This window comes from Nocardia transvalensis NBRC 15921 (assembly GCF_000308875.1).
GTDB lineage: Bacteria > Actinomycetota > Actinomycetes > Mycobacteriales > Mycobacteriaceae > Nocardia > Nocardia transvalensis.
This window is the reverse complement of record NZ_BAGL01000032.1, coordinates 76,937-102,872: the sequence shown is the minus strand read 5'-3', so window position 1 is coordinate 102,872 and position 25,936 is coordinate 76,937. Positions and strand designations below refer to the sequence as shown.

The following is a 25,936-nucleotide window of genomic DNA, read 5'->3' as shown; positions in this document are numbered from 1 at the left end:
CCTCCGGAGCCGGCCCGAGGGCCACGGTCACGCCCGGTATGCACCGTATAGACGTCCTCATCCGACGGTACACACCCACGTCCTGGTCAGATACAGGGTGTTGCGAACCACACTCGGCGACGGCCCCAGGGAACGGCGGCTAACCACTCAACGGCAGCTCCCGCACCAGCACATCCAGCCGAGGCGCTTCGGGCCAGCCGGGCCGGAGGTGGCCGACGCGACGCCACCCCCATTTCCGGTACGCCCTGTACGCGCGAGTGTTGTCCGCCTCGACCAGCAGCGTCGCACGCCGCTCGGACCGCCCACCGAGCAATTCGTCGTGCAGCGCATGGGCCACGCCGCGCCCGGCATATTCCTGACAGACCATGATCTCGCTCAACGCGAAGGTCCGGACCCCGGTCTCCGCCGTGAACTCGCCACGATCCCCCTCCTCGAGTTCGAGATTCCGCCACCACGCCGCATTCGGAAGCAACGGCCACCCCCACGTCTGCCCCGCAGGCTCCCCCTCGATCCGCGCCACCACCAACTCGAACCCCCGCGACCGTGCCGGATCGGTGTAAGCATCGAATCGCGCCATGAATTCGTCCGGCGAATCGAACAGGTCGCCGGAGGCAATCGCCTCCACATACGACCGGCGATAGATGTCCTCCACCATCAAGCGGAGGTCGCGAGCTTCGCGGGCGTTGTAGTGCGTGAACTCCGGGGCAGCGGGCACGTATCAATACTGGCAGCTTTGCGACCGCGGCGGCCCAACAAGTCGACCCGACGACCGCCACATAGTCGGGCTTCCGCGATCTCGTCCCCGTCGGAGCGCGATACGGTCGTGATGTGAAGCCCACCCAGTGGAAGATCCACGGCGAGCATCTGATCGACGAGAACCGCCACATCCGGCTGTCGACGGTCGACGTCGAACTGCCCGATGGCGTGAAGTTCACCCAATACGTCGCTCGGATGCCGCGCTGTGCGATGACGCTGGTGCTCAACGAGAACCGCGAGGCACTACTGATGTACCGGCATCGGTTCATCATCGACAAATGGGTATGGGAGCTTCCCGGCGGATACGTCGACCACGCCGAGGACGTGGCTGCCGCCGCAGCGCGAGAGGTGGAGGAGGAAACCGGATGGCGACCACGGTCGATGGAGCACCTCGTCACCTACCAGCCATCGATCGGGAGTCTCGACCAACCTCAGGAGATCTATCTCGCACGCGGTGCTGATCTCACCGACACCGCGCCCGACGTCAACGAGGCCGAGGAGATCCGGTGGGTTCCGCTCGACGCGGCGGTCGCGATGATCGACAGCGGTGAGATCATCGGTGCCGCAACGGTTGTCGGCCTCTACCGTGCCCTCAGTCTCGACGCGTAGACAGCACGCGCCCCTGTTGCCGGAAGTCGGCGACTTCCGGAATATCCACGTGGCGGTCGAGCCGTCGTCTGAGATCCCGGAGATACGCGTAACTGCGCCGCGAGGACAGACTTGCGACGAGGTCGAGAGCTTGTCGCCCGACACGCACCGCCTCGATCGGATCTTCGGATGCTCGCGTAGCCGCTAGCAGCGTCAAATTGAATGCCCGGCCGCGCGAGTAGCCGTCGGACATATCGAGGGACTGCTCCGCGAAGCGAGCGGTGCGCACGTCGTCGCCCAGGTCCCGGAAGCAATGTGCGACCTTGGCCGACATGTAGGCGCTGTCGAAATATGCCGGCCATGCCGGCCGATCGGAGGCTTCGGCCCGGGCAAATGCTCGCTTCGCGGCATTCAGCGACACCGCACAGGACGCTTTGTCCCGGCGGGCTGCGTGGCCGTGCGCCTCGACCAAATGGCATGCGGACTCCAACGCTCCCAGATCCGCGCTGCGTGCCGAAATCCGAGCCGCACGAGCAAGATCGACCGCATCACCGGGGCGGCCGACATAGGTGGCCTGGTGACTCACAGCAGCGAGGATCTCGGCCCCGAGGCCCGGGTCACCGGCCGCGCGAGCCAGCCGCAATGCCTGGATCAGATACCGCTGGGCAAGCCCGTGCTCCTCCTGGTCGTATGCTGCCCACCCGGCGAGTTTCGTCAGTTCCGCAGTAGCAGCGAACAACTGCCGGCCGACGGCCTCGGCATAACTGCCGCGCAGCAGCGGCGCGACCGAGTTGTGCAGGTACTGGACGATCGTCAGCCGCACTCGCCCACCACCCATCTTGTTGTCCAGATCGCGGAACGCGGTCGTCATGGCACGAAGTGTGTCGACATCGCCCCGACCTACGTGCCGTGTCCCCGCTGACACCGGATGCTCCGGTCCTGGCAGCGTCAACCACCGCATCGATGCTGCCGAGTAGACCGCTACGGCGTACGAAGTGCCGAGCAGGAAGCGCCTGCGCTCCACATCGCTCCGCCGGATCCGCGCCGCCGGACATCCCGCAATCCTCGGGGCTGACTCTGCGTCCGGGCGCCTCCGCCATGACATCCGCGATCAGTTCCGGCGCAGGCGAATTCGGCTGCTCACCGGCGAGCCACCGTCCCACCGATCGATAGCCGTAACCCAGTCGGAGGCCGTGCGCAATACGTGGTCGGAATTGGAGGATGCCAGAGTAGCGAGACTCGCACGGAGGCTCGGTTATCGTCTGCATCGGCCTGGGCCCTCGGTGCTTCCGCTGACCGACCAAGTGCGTGCTGCCGACGTCGATGCGGTGATCCTGCCGTCGCCGATCCATCTCGACGTCATCCAGCTGCACGCGCTGATGTGCATCGTCGACATCGAAACAGCTTCGCCGCGACTGAGTTTCGCTCGTTGGTCGTCTTGTCCACACCAGGTCGGGGAGATGTGATCACCACTATGGTCTGGTCGTTCCTCACAGCCCTCATCGTGAGCTTCTCGGGCGTGGTCGCGTTACTGGTGCGCGATGAACTCGGCGTCGACGACGACCGAACGTCGTCCCGGGCCCCGGACTCCGTGGTGTGGACGCATGCTGCCCCGCCTCGCCGGTTCACCCCGGCTCGAGCACACAAGGTAATGCAGCAGCATCGCTCGTGCGGACGCGAGGACTGCGCGCGTAAAGGGGCGCGTATCGGACGTTGGTGGATTCGGGGCGGCTGCGGCCGGACAGCGGGCGCAAGGGGTGAGCGCCCGCGGGGGGTCAGAGGGGGCGGACGCTGCCTAGGATTTGGGCGGCTACGGAGGGGGTGAGTTCGCCGGTGGTTCCGGTGTCGGCGACTATGCCTAGGACCTGGGTGGAACCGTTCGAGAGGGTGAAGGCGAAGGCGTAGATGGAGTAGGTCGTGGTGGTGCAGCCGGAGCGGGAAGGGCGCCAGGAGCCGGTGACCTGGACGGACTTGCCGGTCACGCCCTTCGCGGTGAGCGAGGTCGGGGAGGAGGCGGTGGCGTCGGTGGAGTTGCTGTAACCGCTGCGGGCGGCGGACATCGCCACGGTGCGGGCCGCGTCGCCGAGGTCGGAGGCGGATGACGGGGAGACGAAGCTGACCGTGCGGTAGGCGGAACCGGGGCAGTAGTCGTCGCCGTCGGAAGCTGTTGCGGTGCCGGCGATTCGGAAGGTGCTCGCCGCACCGACGCTCCAGGTGCCGGGGACGTCGTAGGCGAAGCCGGCGGTCTGGGCGGCCACCGTGCGGAATCCCGGGACGACCGGTGCGGGGGTTTGGGCCCCGGTGTAGCGCGACGTGGAACTGGTGCTGGTCGTAGAGCCCGCTTCGTCGGAGGAGGATCCGCGATTCACCGCGAACGCCACGACACCCACGATCGCCAGCACGGCGACCACGCCCACGACGAGCAGACCGATCATCAGCCCGTTGTTGCCGCGCTTGGGCGGTTGACCGTAACCGCCCGGGTAGGGGTACTGAGGCTGCCCCAGGGGGTAACCCTGACCCGCATACGGCTGCCCGGCCCCGGCACCCGGATAGGGCTGCCCGGGATACGGCTGCCCCACATAGGGCTGGCCTACTTCGGGGCCTGAAGGCTGCTGACCAGGAAACGGCTGCCCGCCACCCACACCCAGATTCTGCTGGCCCGCATAGGGCTGACCCGGATCAGAGCCCGAATGCGGCTGAGCTGAAAACGGCTGCCCCGGAGCCACGCCCGGGCCCTGCTGGCCCACATACGGCTGACCCGGATCGGAACCCGAATGCGGCTGAGCGGGAAGCGGCTGTCCGGCATCCGCGCCGTGGTTCTGCTGGCCCGGGTACGGGTGGCCGGTGTCGGAGCCTGAATGTGGCTGGCCCGGAAACGGCTGTCCGGCTTGGGGGTTCGGATGCTGCTGGCCCGCTTCGGGGTTGGGGTGGCCTGGGTATTGGGGCTGAGCGCCCGGAGGTTCCTGGGGGTACTGCTGGGTGGGCGGGGCCGGGGGCGGCGAATCCCACCACTGCCGATCGTCAGTCATCGTTTTCTCTCTGCTCGTTCGCCGCCCGCCGCCGCGGGTGCCGCGAACCCTCATCATCTACTGCCCACCGGAACCGTAGAGCGAACCTCACCGATTCGCTGCCCAGCGCCGACACGGATAACCCCGTACATCATCGACCATCACGTGGTGCTCATAGGGCGCGAGCAGTCGGGCAGGTGTCCGGCGGGCAACCCGAGCGCGCCGGAATCAGGCAGGCAGCGGGATCAGGAGGGGCGGATCTGCCCGTCGCCCCAGACGATCCACTTCGTGGAGGTCAGCTCGGGTAGGCCCATGGGTCCGCGGGCGTGGAGCTTCTGGGTCGAGATGCCGATTTCGGCGCCGAAGCCGAACTGCTCGCCGTCGGTGAAGGCCGTGGAGGCGTTGACCATGACAGCGGCCGCGTCGACGCGGCCGCTGAACTCGCGGGCGGCGCTCAGGTCGGCGGTGACGATGGCCTCGGTGTGGCCGGTGCCCCAGGTGTTGATGTGCTCGACCGCGGCGTCCAGATCGGCGACGATCTTCAGCGCGATGTCCAGGGTCAGGTACTCCTCGCCCCAGTCCTGGTCGTTCGCGGGGATCAGGCCCGGCAGGTCGCCGTGCACGGTGACGCCGTGCCGCTCGAGCGCCTCGAGCAACCGCGGCACCGCAGTGGTGGCGATGGCGTCGTCGATGAGGACGGTCTCGGCGGCGTTGCACACGCTGGGGCGGCGGGTCTTGGCGTTGAGCAGGATCGCCTCGGCCATGTCCAGGTCGGCGGCGGAGTGCACGTAGACGTGGCAGTTGCCGGTGCCGGTCTCGATCGTCGGGACCTGCGCGTCGCGGACGACGGCGTTGATGAGCCCGGCGCCGCCGCGCGGGATCACCACGTCCACCAGGCCGCGCGCCTGGATCAGATGGGTGACGCTGGAGCGGTCCTCGCTGGGCAGCAGCTGTACCGAATCCTCGGGAAGCCCTTGTGCCGCAAGCGCTTCCCGCAGCACGGCGACCAGCGCCGCATTGGAGTGAGCCGCCGAGGAGGAGCCGCGCAGCAGCGCCGCGTTCCCCGACTTGAGCGCCAGGCCGAACGCGTCGACCGTGACGTTCGGCCGCGCCTCGTAGACCATCCCGACCACACCCAGCGGCACCCGGACCTGGCGGATCTCCAGACCGTTCGGCAGCGTCGAGCCCCGCACCACGACACCCACCGGATCCGGCAGGCCCGCGACCTGGCGCAGCCCGGAGGCGATCCCCTCGACGCGGGCCTCCGTCAGGCGCAGCCGATCCAGCAGCGAGTCGGCGGTGCCGGCGGCCCTGGCCGTCTCGATGTCCTCGACGTTGGCGTCGAGGACGCGGTCCTTGGCGGCCAGCAGCGCGTCGGCGGCGGCGTGCAGCGCGGTGTTCTTCTGTTCGGTGGTGAGCTGGGCGAGCGTTCGCGACGCCACCCGAGCGCGGCGCGCCGCGTCGTGCACCACCGCGCGGACGGTGTCCTGGCCGGTGGCAGTGGGAGCAGTCATAGGTGACAGCCTACTGACCAGCCGTGCGGGCGTGACGGCCGGAACGGACGGTCGAGCGCTACTGTGCGGATATGGCGCGAATCGCGGTGGTGGGCAGCATCAATATGGATCTGGTGACGACGACCGCCCGGCGGCCGGAGCCCGGGGAGACCGTGCTGGGAACCGGGTTCGAGACGGTTCCCGGCGGGAAGGGCTCCAACCAGGCGATCGCGGCGCGGCGGGCCGGGGCGGAGGTCGAGTTCGTCGGGGCGGTCGGGGACGACCTGTTCGCGGGCGAACTGCGGAGGGCGCTCGGTGACGCGGGCGTGGGGACGAAGCGGTTGCGGGAGGTGCCCGGGCCCAGCGGGGTCGCCGCGATCGTGGTGGATTCCGCGGGCGAGAACAGCATCATCGTCGTCGGCGGAGCCAATGCCGCACTGACCGAGCTGAGCCGTGACGATCTGGCGGCCGTCGCCGAGGCGGATGTACTGCTGTGCCAGTTGGAGATTCCCGCGCCGACCGTCCTGGCAGCGGCCCGGCACGCACGCGCCGCGGGCACCACCGTGCTCCTCAATCCGTCTCCGGCGCAACACCTTCCGCCCGAATACTGGGCGGAGATCGATATCGCGGTGGTGAACGAAGGTGAGTACGCGGAGTTGAATTCGGCACTGGCCCCCGTCCCGCACGTGGTCGTCACCCGAGGCGCCGCGGGTGCGGTCTACCGCGGCCCCGAGGGCGAGGTCACCCACCCCGGCGTCCCGGTCCACGCGATCGACACCACCGGCGCCGGAGACACATTCACCGGCGCCCTGGCCGCGCACTGGCACGAAGGGCCCGCCACCGCCCTCGCCTGGGCGTGCACCGCCGGGGCCCTCGCCACCACGAAACTCGGTGCCAGCTCGTCCATTCCGGACCGGGCGGAGATAGCGGCGGCGCTCCCACCCCGATCTTGACAGCATCCGGGACCTAGCTGACCATCACGGGGGCGATCCGGTCCGTGGTGGAGTCGGCGTTCACACGGGAGAATCGCCCGCATTCTGCTCGGGCGCGACGACCCAGGACTGGGTGGCCCCGTTGCCGTCGCTGTGGCGTATCTCCGCACCGTCGCGTTCGAGCACCACACCGTGTCGCCGTGCCTCGTCGTCGACCCCGGCCATGTAGGCGAGGCACTCCATCACCGTGCCTCGATACACGATCTCGTGGCCGTGATCGACGGTGCGGTACCACACCACCCAATGGTCCGGCATCGCCGTGCCTCCTGGACGAACAGACGAATCGTGCTGAAGCTCAGCGGAACAGGTCGGCGTTGGCGGCGGCCCATTCGGCGAAGGTGGTGGCGGGGCGGCCGGTGAGGTCGGCCACGGCGGTGGTGGATTGCTGGGGGTTGTCGACCATGGCGGCGAGGCCCTCGACGTAGAACTCGGCGAAATCGCCCATGGACAGGGTCAGGCGGTCGAGGGTCTCTTCGCGGGACTCCGTGACGAAGGACAGGTCGCGGCCGAGGGCCACCCCGAGCTGGCGTAGGCGTTCCGCCCGCGTGAGGGTTTCCGGACCGGTCAGCGGATAGGCGATGCCGTCGTGGCCGTCCTGGGTCAGGACGGTGGCGGCGACGCGGGCGATATCGTCCATGGCGATCGGCGAGTTGGCCGACTCCGGGTACGGTTCGCGCACGGCTCCGGCGGCGCGAATCTGATCCGCCCACATCGCGGTGTTCTCCATGAATTCACCCGCGTACAGGTGGGTCCATTCCGCGCCGAACTTCTCCACGCCGCGGGCGATCGGCTGCCAGTCGGTGGTCTCGTCGCCGGACAGATCGACGATGCGCTCGATGCCCGCCATCTTGGCCAGCTCGACGACCTCGGTGATCGTCTCCAGGACGGGCGCCAGGTACATGCGCTGCACGCCGTCGAACGCCTCGGGCAACGACGACACCCTGCGCAGATAGCCGTGCGCCACCTCGACGCCCTCGGGTAGTCCGGCGCGTTCGGGGTGATTGGACAGGGCACGAATGTCGTCCGCCCCCAGCGCAATCAGGTGATCGACCACTTTCCGACCGATGTTCCCGGTGGCTCCGGTGACCAGAATCTTCATGGGACACAGGGTAGTTGCCCACGCCACCGGCGAGGAGAATCGCCGTGCTCGCGACGGAACAGCCGGGTGAAATAGCCGGGGTCCGATATTCCGACGCGACGCGCGATTTCCGCGACCGGCAGGTCCGTTTCGGCCAGCAGCCGGCGGGCTTCGGTCATGCGCCGGTCGGCGATCCAGTCCTGCACCGTGCGTCCGGTCCGGCGGCGTACCACCGTGGTCAGGTGGCCCGGGGTCATGCCGACCGCGCGGGCCACGTCCCGCAGCGACAGCGGCTCGCCGTGCCGCTTCTCGATGACGTCGAAGACCTCGGCCAGCAGGGGTTCCCCGCTGCGGCGCAGGTCGCCCACCACGTCGGCGGCCAGCCTCGCCAGCTCGATCAGCAGCAATGTCAGGTGCGCCGAGGCCGCCTGCCGGTACCCCTCGAGCCGCTCGGTGAGTTCGGTCTCGATCGCGGTGATCGTGTCGTCCCACAGCGCCCGGCGAGGCGGGGGAATCTCCAGGCGCAGCAGTCCGCCGGCGCGCTCGTGCAGGAACGGGAACAGCAGCGGATGGGAACGCCACGCCGGCCACGGGGCGCGCCCGTCACCGCCCAGCGCCGCCGGATCGAAGAATACGCCGACCCCGCCGCCCAGGTCCGAGACCACCGTGGTGTCGACGACCTGACCGGCGCCGACGACGAGCACCACACCGTCCGGTGCGCACCAGAGCGCCGGGAAGTCGTGGATGTGCGGCCGCACCTCGAGCCGTCCGTTCCGCCTGCCGAGGACCCTCGGGTCGCCGGGTACCGGATGCTCGTCGTCGAAATCGATGCGCATGAGCGTGATCGGCGGCGTGACGAGGTCGGTGCGGTAGTCGTACACGGGCACGCCGCGGCGGTGGCCCACCACTCTCGTCGACGCTTCCATGGGACCGAAGATAGTCCTATTTCTCCCGACAATCACCCAACTACCGTGAGCCGTCGCTGCTCACCATGGACTACATGACCGAACATCATCCACATTCCGTCACCACGGCCATGGGGAACCACCACGACTACCTGCCCGCGGCGGGCCGCGACAGCCTGCTGCCCGCCTACGACCTGCTCTCCCGCGCACTGGGTGTGCCCCGGCTGCACGAGCGACTGGTCGACCAGGCCGACCTGCGCGACGACCACCGGATTCTGGAAGTCGGTTGCGGCACCGGCAATCTCACCCTCCGGATCAAGCGCGCCCGCCCGGCCGCCGAGGTGATCGGAGCCGATCCGGACCCGCGGGCACTGGCCCGCGCCGAGCGAAAGGCGCGGGACGAGAAGGGTATTCGCTTCGACCATGCCTACGGGCAGGAACTTCCGTACGAGGACGGCGAATTCGACCGGGTGCTGTCGTCGCTGATGCTGCACCACCTCGACACCGGCGTCAGGACGGCGATGGCCGCGGAGATCCTGCGGGTGCTGCGGCCCGGCGGACGCCTGCATCTGGCCGACATCGGCGGCCCGATGACGCCCGCCGACGGCCTGGCGGCGCGGCTCACGCTGCGCACCGGCCACCTCACCGGCAACCTCGGCGACGGCATCCCCCGGCTGCTGCGCGGTGCGGGCTTCGACTGCACCGAAGTCGCCACCGAGCGCCACCGCCGTATGGGGCGGGTGTCCTATTACCGGGCTACTCGCCCGGACTGAGACCGACTCACCCCTTGTCGGTGTACTGGGCGACCAACGCCGAGAGCTGGGTGCCCACTCGTTCGAGCGGGGCGACCGAGCGAGTGGCGAGCGACATCACCACCGCGCCCTCGATGGCGGCGACGATGGTGGTGGCGAGCGCGAGCGCGCGATCGTCGTCCACCTGTTCCGCGCGCAGGCTTTCGGCGAGGATCGCCTCCCATTCGGTGAAGGTCTCCCCCGCGGCGTCGGCCGCCGCCGGGGCCTCCGCGCGGCCCAGCGCCGCGGCCACGATCGGGCAGCCCGCGGTGAAATCGCTCGCCACCAGGCGCTCGCGCCAGATCGACGGGAAGGCGGCGACGCACGAGGCCAGATCCGCGCCACCGTCGGCGAGCTTGCGGATCAGCGTGCTCGCCGCCTCGCCCGCCGAACGCGTGGCCTCGGTGACCAGCTCCGCCTTCCCGCCGGGAAAGTTCAGATACACCGACCGCCGGGAGATGCCGCTGTGCTCCAGGAGCTGGGCGATCCCGGTACCCGCCACGCCGTTGCGGCGCATCAGATCGACGGTGCTGTCGATCAGCCGATCCCGAGCCCGCATTGCCGCGACCCCTCTCCGTACGCCATGGCCTGTCCGACCAGCCTACCTTGCCCCTAGACCGATCGGTGTACTAACCTCCAGCTAAACCGATCGGTTTACCGGCGACGGAGGAGCATCCCGATGGCGAACCTGCACGACCCCCTGCCCCTCCCCTGCGGGCAGGTGCTGCCGAACCGGATCGTGAAGTCCGCGCTGAGCGAGGGCCTGGGCACCGGCGATCTCGGCCCCGACGAGCGGCTGCACCGGCTCTACCGGCGCTGGGGCGCGGGCGGGTTCGGGTTGATCGTCACGGGGAATGTGATGGTCGACCGCACCCAGCTCGGTGAACCCGGCAATGTGGCCATCGAGGACGACCGGCACCTCGACGCGCTGACCCGGTGGGCCAAGGCGGCCAAGGACGGCGGCGCTCCGGTGTGGATGCAGCTGAATCATCCGGGGCGGCAGGCGAATCCGCTGGCGACCCGGCGACGCTCGGTCGCGCCGTCGGCCGTCGCGCCCGACATTCCCGGCCTGCCCGCACCGCGCGCGCTGTCCGGGTCCGAGATCACCGGCATCGTCGGCCGATTCGCCGCCGCGGCGCGAATCGCGGAGGCCGCCGGATTCGACGGGGTGCAGATCCACGGTGCGCACGGGTATCTGGTGTCGCAGTTCCTGTCACCGCTGTCGAATCGGCGCACCGACGAGTGGGGCGGGGATCCGGTGCGGCGCAGGCGGTTCGTGCTCGAGGTGGTGCGGGCGGTGCGGGACGCGGTCCGTCCGGGGTTCGCGGTGGGGATCAAGCTCAACTCCGCCGACTTTCAGCGGGGCGGGTTCACCGAGGACGAATCGCGCGCCGTCGTCGAGGCGCTGTCGGCCGAGCGGCTGGACCTGATCGAAATCAGCGGGGGCAGTTACGAATCGCCCGCGATGATGGGCCGCCCGCGCACCGCGTCGGCGAGTACGCGGGCGCGGGAGGCGTATTTCCTGGAGTACGCGGAGAGCACGCGGCGGGCCGCGGGTGCGGTGCCGCTGGGAGTCACGGGCGGGTTCCGGTCGCGCGCGGCGATGGGCGAGGCAGTGGACTCCGGGGCTTGCGATCTGATCGGGCTCGGACGTCCCGTGGCCGTAATCCCCTCGGCGGCAGATGATCTGCTCACCGGACGTACCGATGCGCTCCGGCCGCCGGTGATCTCGCTGGGCCTGCGCGGGCGGCTGGCGGGCAACCGCAGCGTGAAGGCTTTCGACGGGGCCTTGGATCTACAGTGGCACACCGATCAGCTGCACCGGCTCGGCGCGGGGCTCGATCCCGACCCGGCGCGTTCGCCGTGGCGCACCGCGGTGACGATGGTGCGGCGCAACGGGATCGATGCCTTCCGACCGCGTCGCCGGAGCGGCCCGCCGAGCGATGCCGACCGGCTCGCCCGCAAGTTCCGGATCGAACGCACCGTCGGCCGGTACCTCGTGAATCCGAGCTTCCGCACGCTCGACAGGCTGGGGGTGCGCTCGACCTTCGCCACCGAGCTGGAGACCATCGGCCGCAAGTCCGGGCAGCCGCGCCGGGTGCCGGTCTCGGTGCTGTTCGACGACGAGGGTGCGTGGATCATCTGCCAGCACGGTATGCGCTCCGGCTGGGGCAACAATGTGCGAGCGAACCCGGAAGTGCGCCTGCGCCAAGGTGATCGGTGGCGCGCCGGCACCGCCCAACTACGCCCGGACGACGACGTAGTCACCCGCGCCCGCGCCTTCGCACCCCACCCCGCCCTCGCTCCCCTCACCGCCGCCGGCTTCGCCGCCCTCCAAACCGAACCCGTCTCCGTCCGTGTGACGTTCAGCGATATTTAATCCGCCGGATCAGGATGTTTCCGGCGTGCTTTTGGCCGGAACCTCGCGAGATTCCGGCCAAAAGCGTGCCGGAAAAATTGACGCAGGCGATCAGGCGAAACCGGGGGGTGGGGTGAAGCCGCCGAATTCTTGTTCTATCAGTTCCGCGAAGTGCAGGGTGGTGCGGTCTTCGAGGTAGGGGCCGATTATCTGCATGCCGTAGGGCAGGCCTTCGGGGGAACGGCCGATGGGGGCGGCGGTGGCCGGTAGGCCGAGCAGGGTGGCGACACTCGCCCAGACCAGGTGGAGGTTGTAAGGGTGGGCGGTGCCGTCGATGTCGACCGTGCGGGTGTTCACTTCCGAATGGTCGTGGGGGAAGGCCGGTGTCGGCGTGATCGGGCACAGCACCACGTCGAATTCCTCGAACAGACGGCGCCACTGATCGGCGAGGCCGATGCGGACGCGGTCCGCCCTGATCCAGTCGGCGTGGCTGGCCGCGAGCGCCCGGAGGGTGACCGCTTCCATGGTGTCGGCGTCCGGCGGCAACTCTGCCAGAGCGGCCTTCAGCGCGCGTTCCCTCTCGGGCGGCGCATCCGCGCCGAACTGCGACATCAGCAGTGTCAGATAGGTTTTCGCGGTCAGCGTCAGGTCGGGCACCAACTCGCTGTGCCGGGCGACCGAGGCGCCGGCCTTCTCGAGCCCCCGCGCGATCCGATCGAAACCCTCGCGGACGACGGCCGACGTCGGCAACAGCGGATGGCTGTCGACGATCAGCACCCGGAAGCCGCCGAATGCGGTGGCGCGCGGCGGTCGCAGCGCGAGTCGGTAACCGACCGCCTCCACCTCGTCGGGACCGGCGAGCAGCAGGGTGGCCATGGTCAGGTCGGCGGCGGTGCGGGTCATGGCCCCGACCACGGCGAGGTCGTGCAGAACCGGCAGCGCGGGCGTCCGGGGCGGCGTATTGCCGCGCATCGGCAGCAGGTTCCGTGACGGCTTGTGCGCGAAAATGCCGCAGAAATGCGCGGGAACCCGGAGCGATCCCCCGATATCGGAGCCGAGCGCGAGCGAGACGTAGCCCGCCGCCAGAGCCGCCGACGAACCGCCCGAGGACCCGCCGGGCGAGCGCGTCAGGTCCCAGGGATTGTTGGTGGTGCCGTAGATGTCGTTGTAGGACTGCCAGTCGTGGAGGGCCATCGGCACATTGGTCTTGCCGATCACGACCCCGCCCGCCTCCTTGACCCGCGTCACCAGGGCGGCGTCCTCGGCGGGCTGCCATCCCTCGGCATCGGGAAAACCCCAGGTGGTGGGCAGGCCGGCGATATTGAAGGATTCCTTCACCGCGACCGGGACGCCGAGGAGAGGGGCGCGCTCGCCGCGCGCCAGGGCCGCGTCGGCCTGCTCCGCGGCGGCGCGGGCGCGGTCGTAGTCGCGCACCACGACGGCGTTGACCTTGTCGTCGAACGTGTCGATGCGGGCGATGCTCAGTTCGAGGAGTTCGGTGGCCGAGATCGTTCCGGCCTGCAAGGCGGCCACCTGTTCACGGAGGGTCGCGAATTCCGGTCCGGGCATGAGGCCTCCTTGTCTCGGATCGCGAGTCTATACCCGCATGTGAAACCGATTCTCGCAGAGACCGATTCGGGTCAGCCTCGGGCCCATGCATGGCCCCAATAGCTGTCGGCTGTCATTTCCTCGGCCACGTAGCTGTCGCCGACCAGCATCCCCTCGCAGCCGAATTCGAGGTCCCAGCCGCCGGGGGTGCGGACGTAGAAGGAGATCATCTTGTCGTTGGTGTGGCGGCCCAGGGTCGAGGAGAGGTGGTAGCCGGCCGCGGTCACCCGGTCCAGGGCGCGGCCGACATCGTCGAGCCGGTCGACCTCCACCATGATGTGCACGATGCCCGCCCCCTCCGCCGGGGATCCGGGGATGAGGGCGAGGCTGTGGTGGCGTGGGTTCACGCCGAGGAATCGGATCCAGAGCGGGCTGTCGGGCGGGCCGACGCGGAAGGAGCCGCGGGCATCGAAGCCCAGTACATCGGTGTAGAAGCGGCGCGCGGCCTCCAGGTCCGGTACGGGGAGGACCACGTGTCCGAGTCCCAGGTCGCCCGTGACGAACCGGGCGCCGAACGTGGTGAGGACGGGACTGTGGTCCAGAAGCGGGCCGTGGAATACCTCGACGGTGACTCCGGAGGGGTCGGTGAAGCTGACGGCCTCTTCGACGTGCCGCCGTCCGGCCTCGGCGAGAGACAGTGTGGTGACGGCGATTCCGGTCTTCTCCACCGCCTCGCGGACGAGCGCCAGGGATGGGCCGTCGGCGACCTGCCAGCCCACGGCCAGCACCTCGTCGCGTGCACCGGGCACGAGTTCGAGGCGGTAGGTGTGCTCGTCGGTGCGCAGGTAGATCGACTCGGGGTTGGGACCGGACCCTTCGGCGAAGCCGAGGGTGTCGAAGGCGAAGGTGCGCCAGGCCCCGGCGTCGGTGATGCCGGCGCGGACGTAGCCGAGGGAACTGAAGGCGGGCATGGTGGTCACTCCTCGAGGAATCGGGTTCAGGAATAGGTGATCGAGATGTCGTCGCTCACCGGGATCGATTGGCAGGCAAGTACATATCCGTCGTCGACGTCGGACGGTTCGAGTACTTCGTTGCGGCGCATACGGACCTCCCCCGAGGTGACCCGGCACACGCACGCACTGCACGCGCCCTCGCGGCAGGAGTAGGGCGCGTCCAGGCCCTCCGCCAGCAGCACGTCCAGCAAGACCTTCCCGCGCTGCCAGGTGAGGTGGTAAGTCTCGCCATCGAGATCCACAGTGACGGTGACGCTATCCGCGCTAGGGGCAGCAACGGCAACATCCGCAGGCAAGGCGCCGACATCATCTCCCGCAACCGAATCGAACGGATTACCCGCGAGGGAGAGGAACTTCTCCATGTGCACTCGGTGACGATCGACCCCGAGGTCGGCCAGTGCCGTGCCGACAGTGGTCATGTAGGGCCCCGGGCCGCAGACGAAAATGTCTCGCTCACACCAGGGTTCGATCGCCGTGGCCAGTTGCCGGGCGGTGGGCAGACCTTGCACGCTTTCCAGCCAGTGCAGGACGCGCAGCCGGTCCGGGTGCCGGGCGGACAGACGGGTCAGTTCGCCGGCGAAGATGACCGACCGTTCGTCTCGGTTGGCGTAGAGGAGCGTGCAGTGCCCGGACCCCTGCGCCAGTATGGATTTGAGTATCGACAGGATGGGCGTGATGCCGGATCCGGCGGCGAACAGCAGCAGGTCGGTGTCCAGCGAGGGCGGGATGAAACGGCCCGCCGGCGGCAGGACCTCGAGCGCCATCCCCTCGGTCGCGTTGTCGCACAGCCAGTTCGAGGCGTACCCCTCGGCGGTGCGCTTCACCGTGATCTGTAGCGGCCCCTTCTCGTGCGGGGCGCTCGACAGCGAGTAGCACCGGCTGACCGAACCGGTCCTGGCACTGGGGATGCGCAGGGTCAGGAACTGGCCGGGCCGATAGGCGAACAGGTCGGCATGGTCAGGTTCCGGTGCCAACATCAGCGACACCGCCTCCGATGTCTCACGCACCACTCGCACTATTCGCACGGACTCGCCCACCGCTGTCATGTGCGAGCCAGGGTCTGCCCACGGGTCATCACGTCCTGCTCCCTGGTACTCACACACAGCTCCCCCGCCTCGACCGCGGCGTCGATAGCGGCGCGCAGCGCGGGACAGGTGTGCTCCCGCTCGCTCGCATCGGGCAGTCGCGTGCAGGCGCTGCGCGCCGCCCGGCTCCACTGCACACTCGTGTGCTGCGGGCTGTACTTCTCGACAAGGACGCGGCAGCCGCAGGTACGGCACGACACAGGCTCCATGGCAACCACTTTCAGACCTGCGCCGCGGCGCGGCGGGCGAGGTTCTCGGCGACCTCCGCCTCCCACACGGTGACCGCTCGGCTGGTGTCGACCTCGAATTCGAACCGGGCCGTCATCTCCTCGCTCACGTCGGCCACATCGGTGTAGAACTGCTGGTACCAGCGGCGCAGCTGGTAGACCGGGCCGTCCTCCTCGCACAGCAGCGGGTTGTTGATGCGGGTCTTGCGCTGCCAGATGGCGATGTCCTGTTCGAAGCCCGCGCCCATACCACCGGCGAAACCGGCGGCGATCTCCTCGGCCTCGGCGCGCGGCCGGTCGGTCGGGAGCTTGACGATCATGCCGTACTGCAGCACGAACCTGTCGGGCGTGACCGGGTAGTGGCAGTTGATCAGAATGCCCTCCACGGTCGTCCCGTCGCTCTCGCTGCGCAGGTGATCGATCATGTAGGACGGGCCGTAATAGGACGCGTCGGAGTGCAGAGTGTTCTTGCCGCCCAGCGCTTTCGCCGTCTCCCCCATGGTGTCCTCGCGCGAGACCGAGGTCATGTACTGGCTGGCGATGTGGTTCTCGAAAACGTTCTTGAAGAAGATCGGGAAGCCCAGGTGCACATAGAAGAAGTGCGCCATATCGACCACATTGTCGACGACCTCGCGGCAGTTCGAGTCGACCACGATCGACTTCCAGGTCCAGTCGGTCCACTCGTCGCTGAACGCGCCCTCGATTCGCGGGATCGTGACGTCGTCCGGCGGCGGGTTGCCCTCCGGATCGTTCCACACGAACAGCTGCCTGTTCTCCTCCATCGTCCGCCACGCCTTGGTGCGGGCCAGCGGCGGGACGCGGCGGGCGTAGGGAATGCCGGTGCACCGGCCGTTGCCGCCCCAGCGCCAGTCGTGGAAGGGGCAGGCGAGGGAGTCGCCCTTCACGGTGCCGTCGGCCAGGTTGCCACCCATATGCGGGCAGTAGGCGTTGAGCACGTTGAGTTTTCCGTTCGCACCGGCGAAGACCACCAGCTCGGTGCCGAACGCCTCGAGCGTGTGCGGCTTCCCGTCCCGGTAGCCGTCCGCCGGCCCGAGGCAGTGCCACCCGCGCGCGTATCGCGCGGTCGGCCCGGCCGCGTCGATCACACGCGTGTCGCTGTCGCCAGTCATGGTTCCTCCGATCCGATTACGGCCCAGACGATTTCGGCGAGGGGCCCGATACCGATACTGGCCGCGGACGCGGATCGGCGGCATGCGCAGTCCCACTGGCCGGGAGGATCATCACGCCCCGAGCCGGTCGAATGCCGAGCGGTAGAACAGCAGTGGCGGCGCGTCCGAGTGTTCGCGCAGGCCGGTCACACGGCCGATGACGATGGTGTGGTCGCCGCCGTCGAGTTCGCGGTCGAGGTCGCAGTCGATGCCGGCCAGCGCGCCCGCCAGCCGCGGCGACCCGTTGTCCGAAGGGCTCCAGTCGATTCCGGCGAACTTGTCGGTGCCGCTGCGCGCCAGTCGGCGGCACACGTCCTCTTGGTCGTGCGCCAGGATGTTCACGCAGAACCGACCGGCGGCGCGGATGCGCGGCCACGAGGTGGACGTCCGCGCCGGACACAGGCAGACCGCGGGCGGGTCCAGCGACAGCGCGGTGAACGACTGGCAGCTGAATCCCACCGGCTCGCCGCCGTCCAGGGCGGTGATCACCGTGACGCCCGTGCAGAACCTGCCGAGCACGGCCCGGAGGGACCTCCCGTCGACGGACCGTCCGTCCACCCGCACCGGTTCCACCACCACTCCCTTCGACACGATATATAGCTGACAGTCATGAGACCAGGTGACGCCGTGTGCCGGTCAAGACACGGGCCCGGTCACCGGGAACAGATCGGTAGGACCTACGTAGTTCCACGGATTCGCGATCGGCGCGCGGCGGGCCACTGTGACTGGGGACACAAGCCATGGAGCCAACGGAGGAACCTATGACCGTCACCGTGCTGCCCCCCGCGGAACGCACCGGGACGCTCCCGGTGTCGATGATCGAGCGGATGACCCTGATCCTCGACGCGTTCGACGCCGCCAGCCCGGCGCTGACGCTGCTGGAACTCGTCGAACGGACCGGACTTCCGCGGTCGACGGTCCATCGCATCCTTGATCAGATGATCCGGCTGCGCTGGCTGGCGCACACCTCCGGCGGCTACCGGCTCGGCATGCGCACGCTGGAGCTGGGCGGACTCACTGCCGACCACAACGAGATTCGCGATGCGGTCGGCCCGCTGCTGCACGAGCTGTCCCAGCGCACCGGCATGGTCGGGCATCTGGCCGTGCTGGACGGGCGCGACGTGGTCTATCTGGACAAGGCCGGCGGGCGGTTCGCCGCCGCGCTGCCGACCCGTCTGGGTGGCCGGATGCCCGCGCACGCAACCGCTTTGGGCAAGGCCATGCTGTCCGCCCTCGAACCCGCCATCATCGATACCGCCTACCGCACCCGCTTGCCCCGGCTCACTCCCCGCACCCTGAGCGAGCCGGAGGCGCTGCGGCGTGAGGTGTCCCAGATCCGGCTGCGCCAGGGTGTGGCCGTCGACCGGGAGGAAGCAGTCGCCGGAATCGCCTGTGTCGCAGCGCCGTTACGCGGCCGGGGACGGGCTCCGGCCGCCTTGTCACTGTCGGGGCGAGCCGACGGAATGAGTTACGACAGGCTCGCACGGGTGGTGCTGGAGGTGGCACACGAGGCCGGGCGGGCACTGCTCCCCCGGCGATAGCACTCACCGGAGAGAACGGAGCCCCGGCCAAAAGCGTGCCGGGGAACGAGAGGCTGGCGTGCCGGGGAACGAGAAGCTGGCGCACCGGGAACGAGAAGCTGGCGCACCGGAGAACGAGAAGCTGGCGCACCGGAGAACGAGAGGCTGGCGTGCCGGGGAACGAGAGGCTGGTCAGAGGCGGCGGAGGCGGGCCAGCCAGGCGGCGGTGTCGATGATGCCGTCGTCGGTGGGGTGGAGGCCGGCCTCGTCGGCCTGCTGGGCTACCAGGCCGGTGATGCGGCCGCGGTAGCGGCTGGGCTGGAGGTCTTCCAGGTCCCAGCCCTCGCTGAAGGATTCGCGGATCAGGGTGTCGCTGATGCGGGGGCCGATGCCGGGTTCGGCGGTGGAGAGGGCGAGGATGTGCAGGACACCGCCGGGCTTGCACAGGGCGTGCAGGCCGCGGACGTAGTCGGCGCGGTTCTGCGGGTCGTCGCCGAAGACGTGGAACAGGGCGCTGTCGACGATGGTGTCGAAGACGCCCAGTTCCGCGGCGGCCTCGGGGTCGCGGCCCGTGCGCACGGCATCCGTCACCCGGAACCGCGCCGCGGGCACGCCCTTCTCGGCGGCGTTGCGCTGCGCGTACGCGACGGCGCTGGGCGACAGGTCGACGCCGAGTACGTCGTAGCCGAGCCGGGTCAGCAGGATGGTGTGCTCGCCCGCGCCGGTGCCCGGATCGAGCACCCGCCCGGTGATGCGGCCCTCGCGTTCGAGCGCCACGATCGCCGGCTGGGGCTCCCCGATCACCCACGGTGCGGTGTCGTTGTCGTAGGCGGTATTCCAGAACTCTGCGGTCTGCGTCATACCTCCACCCTGCATCCTCAACCTCGCTCGAGGTCAAGGCGGCGGGGTTTCATGAATCCCGTTCGGCCAGCCAGCGTTTCGCCCGCGCCGCCGAGGCCCGGGACAGCCAGGCGTCCTGGATCACCTCGGTCAGCTCGTCCACCCGCAACTCGCCGATGCGGCTACCGCGCACCAGCACCGACAGGTGACCGTCGAAATGCGGGGTGGTGAAGAACGGCGAGTCCGGATCCTGCACCAGGGCCAGCTTGTCCGATTCCGACGGCACCCAGAAGATGATGACGTCGGTGTAGCGCTCCCCGGTGGCGGGATCGTGCGCGTCCGGGCGCGGCGTACGGAAGAAGACGAACGACTTCCGGCCGACCTGGTAGATCGCATTGCCCTGCGGACCGTGCTCGACGGTCACGTGCGGCATGGACTGTGCCAGTTCGTGGACGTCCTCTACGCGGGCTCGGCGCGGCACGACCGGTCCTCAGTCGGCCAGTCCGGCAAGGAGTTTGCGGGTACGGGCCGCATCGTCCCCACCGGCGAAGACGGCGCCGTAGAACTCGGTGGCGCCCGCGGCGAAGACCTCGCGGACACGAGCCGCCACCTGCTCCTCGGAACCGATGATCGCCAGGTCGGCCGGGCCCGCCGCGCCTTCGCGGTCCATCATCGCGCGGTACGACGGCAGCGAGCCGTAGGCCCCGAATATCTCGCCGGCCTGTTCGCGGGCGCCCTCGACGTCGTTGGTGACGAGGACCGGCAGCGCGCACACCACGCGCGGCGCCGGGCGGCCCGCCTCGGTCGCGGCCGCCGTGATGGTGGGCGCGATGTGGTCGCGGATCGTCGCCGGTCCGGTCATCCAGAGCACGGTGCCGTCGGTCCGGCGGCCGGCCAGTTTCAGCATCTGGGCGCCCATCGCCGCCACCAGCACCGGGACGCGGCCCTCGTTCGGGACGCTCAGGGACAGGTTGGCGCTCACGGTCTCCCCCGAGAACGACACCTGCTCGCCCTCGAGCAGCGGCATCAGCACCGACAGGTATTCCTTCATGTGCCGGGCGGGCCGGTCGAAGCTGTAGCCGAACATGTTCTCGATGACGACCTGATGCGACAGGCCGATGCCGAGCGTCAGGCGGCCCGGTCCGGCGGCCAGCGCGGCGGTGCGCGCCTGCTGGGCCATGGCGCCCGGATGCCGCGGGTAGGTCGGCACGACGGCGGTGCCCAGCTCGATGCCCGGGACCTGGCTGCCCGCCACCGCCAGCGCGGTCAGCGCGTCGATGCCGAAGATGTGCGACAGCCACGCCGAGTCGAAGCCCTCGTCGGCGGCCTGCGCCAGGTCGTCGGTGATCCGGCGCAGCGCGTCGGGACCGGTGGGTTCGTTGAGCAAGATGCCGATCCGCACAGCGGGCCTCCTCGGGTCGATGACACGGGGTGTCGTTTCGATCATCCAGCCTATGCCTCGCGTCGCCGATGTGGTCCGGCGGCGACCCTGATCACGATAGTGTTACCGACCATGGCGCGGCGTGTCACCGGAAACCTTCCCGCCGAGGTCACCAGCTTCGTCGGCCGCCGCGACGAACTGGCCTCCGCGAAGCGGCTGCTGCCCTCGACCCGGGTGCTGACGCTGCTCGGTCCGGGCGGTGTCGGCAAGACCCGGCTGTCGCGGCAGGTGGGCGAGGCGGCGGCGCGCGCGTTCCCGGACGGGGTGTGGCTGGTGGAGCTGGCCGATGTGCACGATCCGGAGCTGGTGACGCTCAGCGTCGCCGAGGCGCTGAACCTGCGCGACGACACCATCGCCCCGCTGCAGCGGCTCACCGACTTCCTCGCCGCGAAGCGGTTGCTGCTGATCCTCGACAACTGCGAGCACGTGATCGACGCCTGTGCCGAGCTGGTGGGCCGCATCGTGGGCAGCACCCCGCAGGTGCGGGTCCTCGCGACCAGCCGGGAGGTGCTCGGGATTCCGGGCGAGCAGGTGATGCCGGTCCCGCCGCTGCCTGTCGCCGATCCCGACAGCGATGCCCTGCGCCTGCTGGTGGAGCGGGTCGGCGCCGCCCATCCGGGGTTCGAACTCACCGGCGGTAATCGCGCCACGCTGGCGGCCATCTGCGAACGACTGGACGGTATCCCGCTGGCATTGGAATTGGCGGCGTTGCGATTCCGGGTGTTCACGCCCGAGCAGATCCTGGACCGGCTCGACGACACCATGGAGCTGCTGACCGCCGGGCCGCGCACGGCGCCGCAGCGGCAGCAGACCATCGAGGGCGCGATTCGGTGGAGTTACGAGCTGTGCACGCCCGCCGAACAGGCTTTGTGGCAACAGCTTTCGGTCTTCACGGGCGGGTTCGACATCGAGGCGGCCCAAGCGGTGGGCGTGCTGCCCGGCGGCGGGCACACACTGGTCGACGCCCTCACCGGGCTGGTCGACAAGTCCGTGCTGACGCTGCGCTACGACGGGGCCGCCGCCAGATACTCGATGCTGGAACCGATCCGGCAGTTCGGGCACGATCGGCTGGCCGAGCGCGGCGGCGACCGCGCGGCGCGGGCGCGGCACCGGGATCACTATCGCGAGCTGGCGCTGCGCGGGCAGCGCGCCTATTGGACCGGCGAGGATCTGGCGTGGTTCCGGAAGCTTGCCCGCGAGCACGCGAATCTGCGGTCGGCACTGCAGTTCTCGCTCGGGAACGCGCCGCAACTGGCGCTGGAGACCGCGACCGTGCTGCGGCCGTTCTGGGAGCACTACCGGTTCCTGTCCGAGGGGTATCGGTGGCTCACCGATGCTTTGGCGCGTAACCCCGAACCGACCTGGGAACGGGCGCGGGGGCTGTCGTCGGCGGCGTCGCTGGCGGCGCTGCTGTCCGATCGCGAGTCCGCGGCCCGGCTGGTGGACGAATGCCTCACGGTGGCAGCGGATCTGGGTGCGACCGACATCCTCGCGGAGGCGCGGCTGGACGAGGCGCTCATCGCGTTCACCGACGACGACACCTCGACCGCGCTGACGCTGTCCGAGGAGGCCGCGGAGCTGTCGCGGCGGGCGGGGCATCACGCCACCGAAATGGACAGTCTCGCCTTCGGTTTCATGTGCGCGACGCTGCTGGAGGACGAGCGGTCCACGCCTATCGCCGACCGGTTCCGGGCGGCCACCGACCGGCACGGGCCGCATCTGCTGGGCGGTCTCGCGCTGTGGGTGGTGGGCATCGATCATTGGCGGCACGGCGATCAGGACGCGGCGGCCGAGTACACCGGGCGGGCGGTGGAGGTCTTCGCGCAGTTCGACCGGTGTGTCTGGCTGGCTTCGGCTTTCGACGGAATGGCCTGGACGGCGGCGGCGCGGGCGGAGAGGGAGCGGGCCGCCACGCTGATGGGTGCGGCGGAGACGTTGCAGCGCAGCACTGTTCGGCTGGCGCACGCTATCACCAGCGCCGTGGGTGAGAAGGTGCGTGACGGGGTTCGAGAGGGGTTGGGCGAGAAGGGTTTCCAGGCGGCCTATGAGCGCGGGGCGGCGCTGTCGCTGCCGGCGGCGATCGATTTCGCCCTGGGCCGCACGCAGTCCGCGCCCGGACCCGTGGCAGTCGGCCCCGCACCCGTGACCTCGGCGGACGTCGACGTGCTCACTCGGCGGGAGAAGGATGTCGCGCGGCTGGTGGCGGCCGGGCACAGCAACAAGCGCATCGCCGGTGATCTGGTGATCTCGGTGCGGACGGCGGAGACGCACGTCGAACACATACTCACCAAGCTCGGCTTCACCTCGCGCACCCAGATCGCCGGCTGGGCCCGCGACCACGACCTGTAGGCGATCAGTCCCCCGTCGCGCCGTCGATGCGTTCGCGCAGCAGGTCGGCGTGGCCGTTGTGGCGGGCGTACTCCTCGATCAGGTGCAGATACACCCAGCGCAGGTTGTGCACCTCGCCCGAGCGCGGGTGGACGAAGGTGTGCTCGAGCGGGAGCCCCGCCACGGCCTCGTCGACCAGGTCGAGTTCCGCGCGGAACCGGTCGAAGTCGGCGGGCGCGTCGGCGGTGTCGACATCATCGAACTCGCCGTCGACATTGTCCTCGGTCGAGTAGTAATAGTCGAGAACCTCACCGGCACACCGGATCCGGAACCAGGACCGCTCCACATCGGTCATATGCCGTACCAGCCCGAGCAGTGACAGCGTAGACGGCTCGGCACTACGCCGTTTCAACTCCTCCGCCGTCAGCCCCGCACACTTCACCAGCAGCGTCGCCCGATGAAAATCCAGCCACGACTGCAGCAACACCCGCTCCCCACCCGTGCTGAGCACCCGACCACGATCCACCGACGGAGCAACCCACGACATCCCCCGACGCTATCCCACCCCACCCGCAACTCATGGTGGGGGTCAGAGGCCGTGGGTGAGGAAGTCGGTCACTGTGCGTTCGAAGGCGGATTTGCGTTCTACCTGGACCCAGTGGCCGCAGCGGGCGAAGGTGCGGAGGTCGGCGTTGGGGAGTTGGCGGGCGGGGAGGAGGCTGCCCTCGACGGGGGTGACGCGGTCGTCGCGGCCCCAGAGGATGAGGGTCTCGTGCCGGAGGGTGCGCAGGCGGGCCCAGAGCGGGACCGCGTCGGCCATGGCGGGGTTGTAGAAGGTGGCGTAGGCGTCGGCCAGGGCCTTGGACTGGCGTGGGTCGGTGGCCGCGGCGCTGCGGGTCGCGATCAAGTCGTCGGTGAGTACCGCCTGATCGAAGACCATCGTCTTCAGCCAGTCGATCGCCCGCTCGCGGGTCGGGTCGGTGGTGAAGTCCAGCAGCCGCCGAATGCCTTCGGACGGTTCGGGTCCCAGAATATTGACGCCGACGCCGCCCGGCGCCATCAGCACGAGCCGGCCGGCACGGTCCGGATGTTCCAGCGCCAGCAGGGCGGCCACCGCACCACCCATCGAATTGCCCAGCAGATGCGCCTTGTCGAGGCCGAGATGGTCCAGCAGCGCCAGCACCGCATCGACCGCGATACGCAGATAATTGCGCTCGTACGTCTCCGGCCGCCCACTGGCCCCGAAGCCGGGCTGATCCAGAATCAGGCACCGAAAATGCCGCGACAGCTCCGGCAGATTGCCCCCGAAGTTGGCCCACCCCGACACCCCCGCTCCCGAACCATGCAGCAAAACCAGCGGCTCCCCGGACCCGGCCTCGTGATAGCGCAGTTTCACACCGTTCAGGTCAGTGGCAGCACCATCTACCTTCTCCCCGGCCTGCGCATCTACTTCTTCCCCGGCCTGCGCATCTACCTTTTCCCCGGCATGCTTTTGGCCGGGGACCACCCAGCGAGTGGTCTCCTCCGCGGTGAGGTTGGTCATCACAGCATCCGATCCTCGACCTCCAGGCCGAATTCGCCTTTGCCGACCATCGCGAGGGCGCGTTCGACGTCGTTGATGACGTGCACGCTGCCGGCGTGCACATCGCGCCAATGCCGTTCTATCGCATTGGGTTTGCGGATCGCGTGGCCGCCGGAGTTCTCGAACAGCAGGTCGACGGCGAACAGTGCGCGTTCGGTGCCGCGCACCTGATCGCGGCGGGTACGCAGGCGCAGTTCGAACGGGATCTCCTCGCCCGCTTCGGCATAGCGCAGCTGTTCGGTCATATTGCGTTCCATCTGTAGTACGGCCGCGTCGATCTCGGAGGCGGCGCGGGCGACCCGCACGTGGGCGAAGGGATCCTCGGCCACCTTCTGCCCACCGTAGGACAGGCGCACTCGCTCGCGCTGACGGGCCACGTGCGCGTCGTAGGCGCCCTGCGCGGCGCCGATGATGGGCGCGGTGATGGTGTTGGAGAAGACGCTGCCGAACGAGATCCGGTACAGCGCAGCGGGATTGGCTTCCTGGCCGGGGCCGGTGAGCGCGGCCTGGTCGGCGGCGCTGTAGGTGTGGTCGGCCGGGACGAACGCCCCGTCGATGACGATGTCGTTGCTGCCGGTGCCGGCCAGGCCCGACACCTCCCAGTTCTCCTCGATCCGGTAGTCGCCGCGCGGCACCAGGATCGTCAGATAGTCCATGCCGCCCTGGTCGTTCGGGGCCAGCGCGCCCAGCAGGGCCCACTGCGCGTGGTCGCAGCCGGAGGAGAAGTTCCAGCGCCCCTCGACCCGGTAGCCGCCCTCGGCGACGGTGAGTTTGCCCGTCGGCGCGTACGACGACGACACCAGCGTGTCCGGGTCCGCGCCCCAGACATCCTGCTGTGCGCGCAGGGGGAACAGGGCCAGCTGCCACGGGTGCGCGCCGAGCACCGACGTCACCCATGCCGTCGACGGGCAGGCGGTCGCGACAGCGCGGATCACCTGGTAGAAGTCCACGGGCGAGGCCTCGTCACCACCGAACCGCGCGGGCTGCAACATCCGGAACACCCCGGCCGCGGTGAGCTGCCGGATCGTCTCCTCCGGCACCCGCCGCTCCCGCTCGGCCGTCACCGCGCGTTCCCGGATCTCCGGCAGCAGATCCCGGACCCGATCGAGCACCTTGTTGGTCATGGCGGGCATACCTCCTGCATCGTCTGCGACCTATCGCCCCGACGCTAAGCCGACCGCCACACCCACCACCCACACCAGTCCCGATGATC

The 25,936-nt window shown here is 69.3% G+C and carries 27 protein-coding genes and 1 pseudogene; 7 read left to right on the top strand and 21 right to left on the bottom strand.

The features are described 5' to 3' along the window. Positions 1-139 precede the first annotated feature (139 nt). Positions 140-715 (bottom strand): GNAT family N-acetyltransferase, encoded by a 576-nt coding sequence (locus ON41_RS10305; protein WP_040747162.1) that lies wholly within the window; start codon positions 713-715, stop codon positions 140-142. A 113-nt stretch (positions 716-828) separates the two neighbouring features. On the opposite strand from ON41_RS10305, the gene ON41_RS10300 reads away from it, so the two are divergent. Next, positions 829-1,365 carry an NUDIX domain-containing protein gene (locus ON41_RS10300; RefSeq protein ID WP_040747161.1) on the top strand — a complete coding sequence of 179 codons (537 nt, stop codon included), beginning with the start codon at positions 829-831 and terminating at the stop codon, positions 1,363-1,365. On the opposite strand, the gene ON41_RS10295 is transcribed toward ON41_RS10300, so the two are convergent. Then, on the bottom strand, positions 1,349-2,449 hold the full coding sequence (locus ON41_RS10295) for an NsdA family TPR-like regulatory protein (RefSeq protein ID WP_506339396.1): 1,101 nt from the start codon (positions 2,447-2,449) through the stop codon (positions 1,349-1,351). The genes ON41_RS10300 and ON41_RS10295 overlap by 17 nt on opposite strands. Beyond that, positions 2,409-2,612, bottom strand: a pseudogene (locus tag ON41_RS43970) (hypothetical protein); the annotation flags it as partial. The pseudogene ON41_RS43970 and the gene ON41_RS10295, both read right to left, overlap by 41 nt. Positions 2,613-2,627: 15 nt before the next feature. Between ON41_RS43970 and ON41_RS42970 the strand changes: the two are divergent. Further along, positions 2,628-2,810 (top strand): hypothetical protein, encoded by a 183-nt coding sequence (locus tag ON41_RS42970; RefSeq protein WP_246461709.1) that lies wholly within the window; start codon positions 2,628-2,630, stop codon positions 2,808-2,810. Positions 2,811-3,119: 309 nt separating this feature from the next. Here ON41_RS42970 and ON41_RS41470 read toward each other — a convergent pair whose 3' ends face one another. Continuing rightward, complete coding sequence (locus ON41_RS41470; RefSeq protein WP_157185417.1) at positions 3,120-4,373, bottom strand: DUF8017 domain-containing protein; 1,254 nt, start codon at positions 4,371-4,373, stop codon at positions 3,120-3,122. Positions 4,374-4,597: 224 nt separating this feature from the next. Further along, the gene (locus ON41_RS10280) at positions 4,598-5,866 is read right to left on the bottom strand and encodes a glutamate-5-semialdehyde dehydrogenase (protein WP_040747154.1); all 1,269 of its coding nucleotides are present in this window, start codon (positions 5,864-5,866) and stop codon (positions 4,598-4,600) included. A gap of 71 nt (positions 5,867-5,937) precedes the next feature. On the opposite strand from ON41_RS10280, the gene ON41_RS10275 reads away from it, so the two are divergent. Then, positions 5,938-6,798: a ribokinase gene (locus tag ON41_RS10275; RefSeq protein WP_040747153.1), complete on the top strand. Its 861-nt coding sequence runs from the start codon at positions 5,938-5,940 to the stop codon at positions 6,796-6,798. 60 nt (positions 6,799-6,858) lie between these two features. On the opposite strand, the gene ON41_RS10270 is transcribed toward ON41_RS10275, so the two are convergent. The 3 genes from ON41_RS10270 to ON41_RS10260 are packed head-to-tail and all read right to left on the bottom strand — an operon-like array spanning position 6,859 to position 8,841. Continuing rightward, the gene (locus ON41_RS10270; RefSeq protein ID WP_040747151.1) at positions 6,859-7,092 is read right to left on the bottom strand and encodes a hypothetical protein; all 234 of its coding nucleotides are present in this window, start codon (positions 7,090-7,092) and stop codon (positions 6,859-6,861) included. A gap of 40 nt (positions 7,093-7,132) precedes the next feature. Continuing rightward, positions 7,133-7,936, bottom strand: coding sequence for an NAD(P)H-binding protein (locus ON41_RS10265; protein ID WP_040747150.1), 804 nt, complete (start codon positions 7,934-7,936; stop codon positions 7,133-7,135). Beyond that, the gene (locus ON41_RS10260; RefSeq protein ID WP_040747148.1) at positions 7,933-8,841 is read right to left on the bottom strand and encodes a helix-turn-helix transcriptional regulator; all 909 of its coding nucleotides are present in this window, start codon (positions 8,839-8,841) and stop codon (positions 7,933-7,935) included. Before ON41_RS10260 ends, ON41_RS10265 begins: the two co-directional genes overlap by 4 nt. A 74-nt stretch (positions 8,842-8,915) precedes the next feature. Here ON41_RS10260 and ON41_RS10255 point away from each other — a divergent pair, with 74 nt between their 5' ends. After that, positions 8,916-9,593 (top strand): class I SAM-dependent methyltransferase, encoded by a 678-nt coding sequence (locus ON41_RS10255; RefSeq protein ID WP_040747266.1) that lies wholly within the window; start codon positions 8,916-8,918, stop codon positions 9,591-9,593. A gap of 7 nt (positions 9,594-9,600) precedes the next feature. Here ON41_RS10255 and ON41_RS10250 read toward each other — a convergent pair whose 3' ends face one another. After that, positions 9,601-10,170: a TetR/AcrR family transcriptional regulator gene (locus tag ON41_RS10250; protein WP_040747147.1), complete on the bottom strand. Its 570-nt coding sequence runs from the start codon at positions 10,168-10,170 to the stop codon at positions 9,601-9,603. Between the two features lie 120 nt (positions 10,171-10,290). On the opposite strand from ON41_RS10250, the gene ON41_RS10245 reads away from it, so the two are divergent. Further along, positions 10,291-11,991 carry a nitroreductase family deazaflavin-dependent oxidoreductase gene (locus tag ON41_RS10245; RefSeq protein WP_040747145.1) on the top strand — a complete coding sequence of 567 codons (1,701 nt, stop codon included), beginning with the start codon at positions 10,291-10,293 and terminating at the stop codon, positions 11,989-11,991. Positions 11,992-12,081: 90 nt separating this feature from the next. On the opposite strand, the gene ON41_RS10240 is transcribed toward ON41_RS10245, so the two are convergent. From ON41_RS10240 to ON41_RS10215, 6 genes are all read right to left on the bottom strand, one after another. Continuing rightward, positions 12,082-13,539, bottom strand: coding sequence for an amidase (locus tag ON41_RS10240; RefSeq protein ID WP_040747143.1), 1,458 nt, complete (start codon positions 13,537-13,539; stop codon positions 12,082-12,084). A 71-nt stretch (positions 13,540-13,610) separates the two neighbouring features. Beyond that, positions 13,611-14,489 (bottom strand): VOC family protein, encoded by an 879-nt coding sequence (locus tag ON41_RS10235; RefSeq protein ID WP_040747264.1) that lies wholly within the window; start codon positions 14,487-14,489, stop codon positions 13,611-13,613. Between the two features lie 26 nt (positions 14,490-14,515). Further along, positions 14,516-15,577 (bottom strand): ferredoxin--NADP reductase, encoded by a 1,062-nt coding sequence (locus ON41_RS10230; protein WP_040747142.1) that lies wholly within the window; start codon positions 15,575-15,577, stop codon positions 14,516-14,518. Continuing rightward, a complete protein-coding gene (locus tag ON41_RS10225; protein WP_051161210.1) occupies positions 15,574-15,825 on the bottom strand; it encodes a hypothetical protein in 252 nt (83 codons plus the stop codon). Before ON41_RS10225 ends, ON41_RS10230 begins: the two co-directional genes overlap by 4 nt. An 11-nt stretch (positions 15,826-15,836) precedes the next feature. After that, complete coding sequence (locus ON41_RS10220; RefSeq protein ID WP_040747140.1) at positions 15,837-16,973, bottom strand: 3-ketosteroid-9-alpha-monooxygenase, oxygenase component; 1,137 nt, start codon at positions 16,971-16,973, stop codon at positions 15,837-15,839. A 111-nt stretch (positions 16,974-17,084) separates the two neighbouring features. Then, the gene (locus ON41_RS10215; protein ID WP_373281332.1) at positions 17,085-17,603 is read right to left on the bottom strand and encodes a flavin reductase family protein; all 519 of its coding nucleotides are present in this window, start codon (positions 17,601-17,603) and stop codon (positions 17,085-17,087) included. A gap of 170 nt (positions 17,604-17,773) precedes the next feature. On the opposite strand from ON41_RS10215, the gene ON41_RS10210 reads away from it, so the two are divergent. Continuing rightward, on the top strand, positions 17,774-18,553 hold the full coding sequence (locus tag ON41_RS10210; protein WP_051161192.1) for an IclR family transcriptional regulator: 780 nt from the start codon (positions 17,774-17,776) through the stop codon (positions 18,551-18,553). 171 nt (positions 18,554-18,724) lie between these two features. Here the strand turns inward: ON41_RS10210 and ON41_RS10205 are convergent, their stop codons facing one another. Genes ON41_RS10205 through ON41_RS10195 form a run of 3 tightly spaced genes read right to left on the bottom strand, consistent with a single transcriptional unit; the run spans position 18,725 to position 20,774 of the window. Further along, positions 18,725-19,393: a class I SAM-dependent methyltransferase gene (locus ON41_RS10205; protein ID WP_040747139.1), complete on the bottom strand. Its 669-nt coding sequence runs from the start codon at positions 19,391-19,393 to the stop codon at positions 18,725-18,727. Between the two features lie 49 nt (positions 19,394-19,442). Further along, positions 19,443-19,805: an MmcQ/YjbR family DNA-binding protein gene (locus ON41_RS10200; RefSeq protein ID WP_051161208.1), complete on the bottom strand. Its 363-nt coding sequence runs from the start codon at positions 19,803-19,805 to the stop codon at positions 19,443-19,445. Between the two features lie 57 nt (positions 19,806-19,862). After that, a complete protein-coding gene (locus tag ON41_RS10195) occupies positions 19,863-20,774 on the bottom strand; it encodes an LLM class F420-dependent oxidoreductase (RefSeq protein WP_040747136.1) in 912 nt (303 codons plus the stop codon). 111 nt (positions 20,775-20,885) lie between these two features. Here ON41_RS10195 and ON41_RS10190 point away from each other — a divergent pair, with 111 nt between their 5' ends. Beyond that, positions 20,886-23,162, top strand: a complete 2,277-nt coding sequence (locus ON41_RS10190) for a LuxR C-terminal-related transcriptional regulator (RefSeq protein ID WP_040747134.1) — start codon at positions 20,886-20,888, stop codon at positions 23,160-23,162. Positions 23,163-23,166: 4 nt separating this feature from the next. On the opposite strand, the gene ON41_RS10185 is transcribed toward ON41_RS10190, so the two are convergent. Genes ON41_RS10185 through hsaA form a run of 3 tightly spaced genes read right to left on the bottom strand, consistent with a single transcriptional unit; the run spans position 23,167 to position 25,847 of the window. Next, entirely contained in the window at positions 23,167-23,688 is a 522-nt protein-coding gene (locus ON41_RS10185) for a DinB family protein (RefSeq protein ID WP_040747133.1), read from the bottom strand. A 42-nt stretch (positions 23,689-23,730) separates the two neighbouring features. Then, positions 23,731-24,684, bottom strand: a complete 954-nt coding sequence (locus ON41_RS10180; protein WP_083905252.1) for an alpha/beta fold hydrolase — start codon at positions 24,682-24,684, stop codon at positions 23,731-23,733. Continuing rightward, positions 24,684-25,847, bottom strand: a complete 1,164-nt coding sequence (hsaA, locus tag ON41_RS10175) for a 3-hydroxy-9,10-secoandrosta-1,3,5(10)-triene-9,17-dione monooxygenase oxygenase subunit (protein WP_174411317.1) — start codon at positions 25,845-25,847, stop codon at positions 24,684-24,686. The genes ON41_RS10180 and hsaA overlap by 1 nt, the downstream gene beginning before the upstream one ends. Positions 25,848-25,936 lie beyond the last annotated feature (89 nt).

What these genes read in the sequence shown, in the direction of transcription:
- ON41_RS10295 (WP_506339396.1), bottom strand. Translation starts at nt 2,449, where the DNA reads ATGTCATGGCGGAGGCGCCCGGACGCAGAGTCAGCCCCGAGGATTGCG.
- ON41_RS41470 (WP_157185417.1), bottom strand. Translation starts at nt 4,373, where the DNA reads ATGACTGACGATCGGCAGTGGTGGGATTCGCCGCCCCCGGCCCCGCCC.
- ON41_RS10280 (WP_040747154.1), bottom strand. Translation starts at nt 5,866, where the DNA reads ATGACTGCTCCCACTGCCACCGGCCAGGACACCGTCCGCGCGGTGGTG.
- ON41_RS10275 (WP_040747153.1), top strand. Translation starts at nt 5,938, where the DNA reads ATGGCGCGAATCGCGGTGGTGGGCAGCATCAATATGGATCTGGTGACG.
- ON41_RS10270 (WP_040747151.1), bottom strand. Translation starts at nt 7,092, where the DNA reads ATGCCGGACCATTGGGTGGTGTGGTACCGCACCGTCGATCACGGCCAC.
- ON41_RS10265 (WP_040747150.1), bottom strand. Translation starts at nt 7,936, where the DNA reads ATGAAGATTCTGGTCACCGGAGCCACCGGGAACATCGGTCGGAAAGTG.
- ON41_RS10260 (WP_040747148.1), bottom strand. Translation starts at nt 8,841, where the DNA reads ATGGAAGCGTCGACGAGAGTGGTGGGCCACCGCCGCGGCGTGCCCGTG.
- ON41_RS10255 (WP_040747266.1), top strand. Translation starts at nt 8,916, where the DNA reads ATGACCGAACATCATCCACATTCCGTCACCACGGCCATGGGGAACCAC.
- ON41_RS10250 (WP_040747147.1), bottom strand. Translation starts at nt 10,170, where the DNA reads ATGCGGGCTCGGGATCGGCTGATCGACAGCACCGTCGATCTGATGCGC.
- ON41_RS10245 (WP_040747145.1), top strand. Translation starts at nt 10,291, where the DNA reads ATGGCGAACCTGCACGACCCCCTGCCCCTCCCCTGCGGGCAGGTGCTG.
- ON41_RS10240 (WP_040747143.1), bottom strand. Translation starts at nt 13,539, where the DNA reads ATGCCCGGACCGGAATTCGCGACCCTCCGTGAACAGGTGGCCGCCTTG.
- ON41_RS10235 (WP_040747264.1), bottom strand. Translation starts at nt 14,489, where the DNA reads ATGCCCGCCTTCAGTTCCCTCGGCTACGTCCGCGCCGGCATCACCGAC.
- ON41_RS10230 (WP_040747142.1), bottom strand. Translation starts at nt 15,577, where the DNA reads ATGACAGCGGTGGGCGAGTCCGTGCGAATAGTGCGAGTGGTGCGTGAG.
- ON41_RS10225 (WP_051161210.1), bottom strand. Translation starts at nt 15,825, where the DNA reads ATGGAGCCTGTGTCGTGCCGTACCTGCGGCTGCCGCGTCCTTGTCGAG.
- ON41_RS10220 (WP_040747140.1), bottom strand. Translation starts at nt 16,973, where the DNA reads ATGACTGGCGACAGCGACACGCGTGTGATCGACGCGGCCGGGCCGACC.
- ON41_RS10210 (WP_051161192.1), top strand. Translation starts at nt 17,774, where the DNA reads ATGACCGTCACCGTGCTGCCCCCCGCGGAACGCACCGGGACGCTCCCG.
- ON41_RS10205 (WP_040747139.1), bottom strand. Translation starts at nt 19,393, where the DNA reads ATGACGCAGACCGCAGAGTTCTGGAATACCGCCTACGACAACGACACC.
- ON41_RS10200 (WP_051161208.1), bottom strand. Translation starts at nt 19,805, where the DNA reads ATGCCGCACGTGACCGTCGAGCACGGTCCGCAGGGCAATGCGATCTAC.
- ON41_RS10190 (WP_040747134.1), top strand. Translation starts at nt 20,886, where the DNA reads ATGGCGCGGCGTGTCACCGGAAACCTTCCCGCCGAGGTCACCAGCTTC.
- ON41_RS10185 (WP_040747133.1), bottom strand. Translation starts at nt 23,688, where the DNA reads ATGTCGTGGGTTGCTCCGTCGGTGGATCGTGGTCGGGTGCTCAGCACG.
- ON41_RS10180 (WP_083905252.1), bottom strand. Translation starts at nt 24,684, where the DNA reads ATGACCAACCTCACCGCGGAGGAGACCACTCGCTGGGTGGTCCCCGGC.
- hsaA (WP_174411317.1), bottom strand. Translation starts at nt 25,847, where the DNA reads ATGACCAACAAGGTGCTCGATCGGGTCCGGGATCTGCTGCCGGAGATC.